This window comes from Allobosea sp. CER48 (assembly GCF_044752385.1).
Taxonomy (GTDB): domain Bacteria; phylum Pseudomonadota; class Alphaproteobacteria; order Rhizobiales; family Beijerinckiaceae; genus Allobosea.
This window is the reverse complement of record NZ_JBIWYK010000370.1, coordinates 1-3,243: the sequence shown is the minus strand read 5'-3', so window position 1 is coordinate 3,243 and position 3,243 is coordinate 1. Positions and strand designations below refer to the sequence as shown.

The 3,243-nt window shown below is 69.8% G+C and carries 4 protein-coding genes; 3 read left to right on the top strand and 1 reads right to left on the bottom strand.

The features are described 5' to 3' along the window. Positions 1 to 511: DUF1285 domain-containing protein (locus ACIPIA_RS12955; protein WP_400510144.1), on the bottom strand; the 511-nt coding region annotated here is incomplete at its 3' end. A gap of 234 nt (positions 512 to 745) precedes the next feature. Between ACIPIA_RS12955 and ACIPIA_RS12950 the strand changes: the two genes are divergently transcribed. The 3 genes from ACIPIA_RS12950 to ACIPIA_RS12940 all read left to right on the top strand — a co-directional run. Continuing rightward, positions 746 to 1,768: an AAA family ATPase gene (locus ACIPIA_RS12950; protein ID WP_400510143.1), complete on the top strand. Its 1,023-nt coding sequence runs from the start codon at positions 746 to 748 to the stop codon at positions 1,766 to 1,768. A 4-nt stretch (positions 1,769 to 1,772) separates the two neighbouring features. After that, positions 1,773 to 2,690, top strand: coding sequence for a DUF58 domain-containing protein (locus ACIPIA_RS12945; protein WP_400510141.1), 918 nt, complete (start codon positions 1,773 to 1,775; stop codon positions 2,688 to 2,690). Positions 2,691 to 2,702: 12 nt separating this feature from the next. Continuing rightward, on the top strand, positions 2,703 to 3,243 hold a 541-nt coding region (locus ACIPIA_RS12940; protein WP_400510140.1), incomplete at its 3' end, for a BatA domain-containing protein.

The window sequence follows — 3,243 nt, the reverse complement described above, 5'->3', positions numbered from 1 at the left end:
AGAATTGCCCGGACGCCGCGACGCCGAACATCGCCACGTCCTCGACCTCCCTCACCTCGCCCAGCGCGAGCAGATCATAGGTCAACGCACGCGTCAGGCGGGCCCAGAGTCCGCGACGGACATGGACATAAGGCTTCAGGCCGTCCTTCGCAGCCCGCTCGAAACGCAGGCCATGCTCCGCGCCCACGCAGAACAGGTCATCGACATGCGTCCGGAAGGCGATGCTGCGCGCGTCGCCCTCGCCGTCGAGCTGCATCTCGACCGCCTGGAACGGCGCATCCTCCACCTTGATCCCGACCTTCTCGACCGGGGTCACGAGAAAGTAATCGTCTCCCTCGCGCTTGAGAACCGAGGAGAACAGCTTCACCAGCGGCGGCCTGCCTATCGGCGTGCCCATGTAGAACCAGGTCCCGTCTGCCGCGATCCGCATATCGAGGTCGCCGCAAAATGGCGGGTTCCAGCGCTCGACCGGCGGCATGCCGCGCTGCGCCCCGCTGCCAAGCGCGGCCATCAGCCGATCCATCGCGCTCCCTGCCCCAGTCATCAGAACCCGGACTGCGCCGTCTTCGGCATCGTCATTGCATCGCCTTTCCGCCTTGAACTCCACATAATCGTGAAGCCGAGTTTATGTGTACCGCCCCATTCGGCGCTTGAGCCGTCGAAGTGGCCCGTCCACACTCAACGGCCGAACAGATCGACGGTTCGCATGGCGGGGTAACGGCCCGCGACAGTGAAGGAGACCGACATGGCGGCGCAAGCCCGCGCAAGCGAGAGCACATCCCCCATCGATCTCGACAGCGGGATCGTCGAGGCGGCCGAGGCCGCGCTCGGCGCGATCGGCTCGGCGCGCAAGGAGATCGGCCAGGTCATATTCGGCCAGCAGAAGGTCGTCGATCTCTCGCTCGTCACGCTGCTCGCTGGCGGCCATGGCCTGCTCGTCGGCGTTCCCGGCCTCGCCAAGACCAAGCTGGTCGAGGCCATGGGCACCGTGCTTGGCCTCGCGGCCCGCCGCGTCCAGTTCACGCCCGACCTGATGCCGTCGGACATCCTCGGCTCCGAGGTTCTGGACGAGAGCGCCGACGGCAAGCGCCATTTCCGCTTCATCAAGGGCCCGGTCTTCGCGCAGCTGCTGATGGCGGACGAGATCAACCGCGCCTCGCCCCGCACCCAATCCGCACTGCTGCAGGCGATGCAGGAGCACCACGTCACCGTGGCCGGCGAACGCTACGACCTGCCGGCCCCCTTCCACGTCCTCGCCACGCAGAACCCGATCGAGCAGGAAGGCACCTATCCGCTGCCCGAGGCGCAGCTGGACCGCTTCCTGCTCGAGATCGACGTCGGCTATCCCGACCGAGAGGCCGAGCGGCGCATCCTGCTGGAGACCACCGGCGCGACCGAATACAAGCCATCCCAGGCGATGACCGCCGAAACGCTGATGTCGGTCCAGCGCCTGGTGCGCCGCCTGCCTGTCGGCGAGGCCGTCGTCGATGCGATCCTCGATCTCGTCCGCTCGGCCCGGCCCGGCGAGGGCGACCCGTCCATCACCGACAAGCTCTCCTGGGGGCCCGGCCCGCGCGCCAGCCAGTCGCTGACCCTTGCCGTGCGCGCTCGCGCGCTGGTCGAGGGGCGGCTCGCACCGTCCGTCGACGATGTCGCGGCGCTCGCTCTGCCCGTCCTCAAGCACCGCGTCGCGCTGACTTTCGCCGCCCGGGCCGATGGCGAGACAGTCGAGGGCGTGATCGGCCGGCTCGTGGAACGGTTGGGATAAGCCTATGTTGCGTACGCGTGTCCTTGGCCCGAGCGAGCGGAAACCCGCCAAGCCGATTCTGACGGAATCGCTCGACCTTGCCGCGCGTCTGCCACGCCTGATCCTCGAAGCCCGCCGCGTTTCCGCCAGCATCCACGGCATCCATGGCCGCCGGCGCTCCGGCCCCGGCGAGACCTTCTGGCAGTACCGGCCGCTCGTGGCGGGCGAATCCGCCTCGCGCATCGACTGGCGCCGCTCTGCACGAGACGGCCACCTCTTCGTGCGAGAGCGCGAGTGGGAAGCCTCCCATTCGATCTGGCTCTGGATCGACCGCTCTCCCTCGATGGGCTTTGCCTCCTCGCTGGCCATGGCTTCAAAGGTGGATCGTGCACTCGTCGCCGGCTTCGCGCTGGCGGAAACGATGGTCGAAGGTGGCGAGCGCGTCGGCCATCTCGGCCTGACGCGGGCCCTGGCCTCGCGCCGCATCATCGAGATGCTGGCGCAGGCGATCCTTGCCGACCGCCGGACGGGCGAGGCCGATCTGCCGCCGAGCCAGCCGCTGCCGCGGCTGGCGGATGCCATCATCATCACCGACGGGCTTTCGCCTTCGGCGTCGCTGGCCCAGCGCATCGCCACCATGGCGTCGTCCGGCGCGCGCGGGCATCTTCTCCTGATCGCCGACCCGATCGAGGAGACCTTTCCCTTCACCGGCCAGGCCGAGCTCTTCGATCTCGAGGACGGGCTGAGCCTGCGAGTCGGCGACGCCGGCGCCTGGGGAGACGAATACCGGCAGCGCCTCGCAGCCCATCGCGACGCCATCACGGAAGCCTGCCGCAAGGCCGGCTGGACCCTGACGCTGCACCGCACCGACCGCCCGGCCAGCGAAGCCGTGCTCCGCATCGCCAGCCTCGTCGCCGCCTCGCGCGGCGCGTCCGGTTTCTGAGGGAGAGCCGCCATGTTCAGCGCCCTCCCCCTCAGCTTCACCGCCCCACTCGCCCTGGCGGCGCTCGCGCTGCTGCCGGCGCTCTGGCTGATCCTGCGCGTGACGCCGCCGCGGCCGCGCCGCATCGACTTCCCGCCGCTCAAGATCATGGCGGACCTCGTCGCCAAGCGGGAATTGCCGGCTCACACACCCTGGTGGCTGCTCGCCCTGCGGATGGCCGTTGCCGCGCTCGTCATCCTCGCCGTCGCCGGCCCGATCTGGAATCCGCCCCGCGAAGGCACGCCGTTGCGCGGCCCCGTCCTTCTTCTCGTCGACAATGGCTTCGGCGCGGCTTCCGACTGGGCCGACCGCGTCACCGTCGCCGAATCGCGGATCGCCGCCGCGACGCGGGAAGGCCGGCCCGTCGCCATCGTCGGGCTTGCCGAGGCGCCGGCCGCTGTCGCGCTCGCGGAGCCGCGGGTTGCGCTGGACCGGCTGCGCGCGCTCGCACTGCAGCCACATGCGCCCGATCGCGCCGCGCATCTGCCACGGCTCGATGCCTTCCTGCAGACGG

What these genes read in the sequence shown, in the direction of transcription:
- ACIPIA_RS12950 (WP_400510143.1), top strand. Translation starts at nt 746, where the DNA reads ATGGCGGCGCAAGCCCGCGCAAGCGAGAGCACATCCCCCATCGATCTC.
- ACIPIA_RS12945 (WP_400510141.1), top strand. Translation starts at nt 1,773, where the DNA reads ATGTTGCGTACGCGTGTCCTTGGCCCGAGCGAGCGGAAACCCGCCAAG.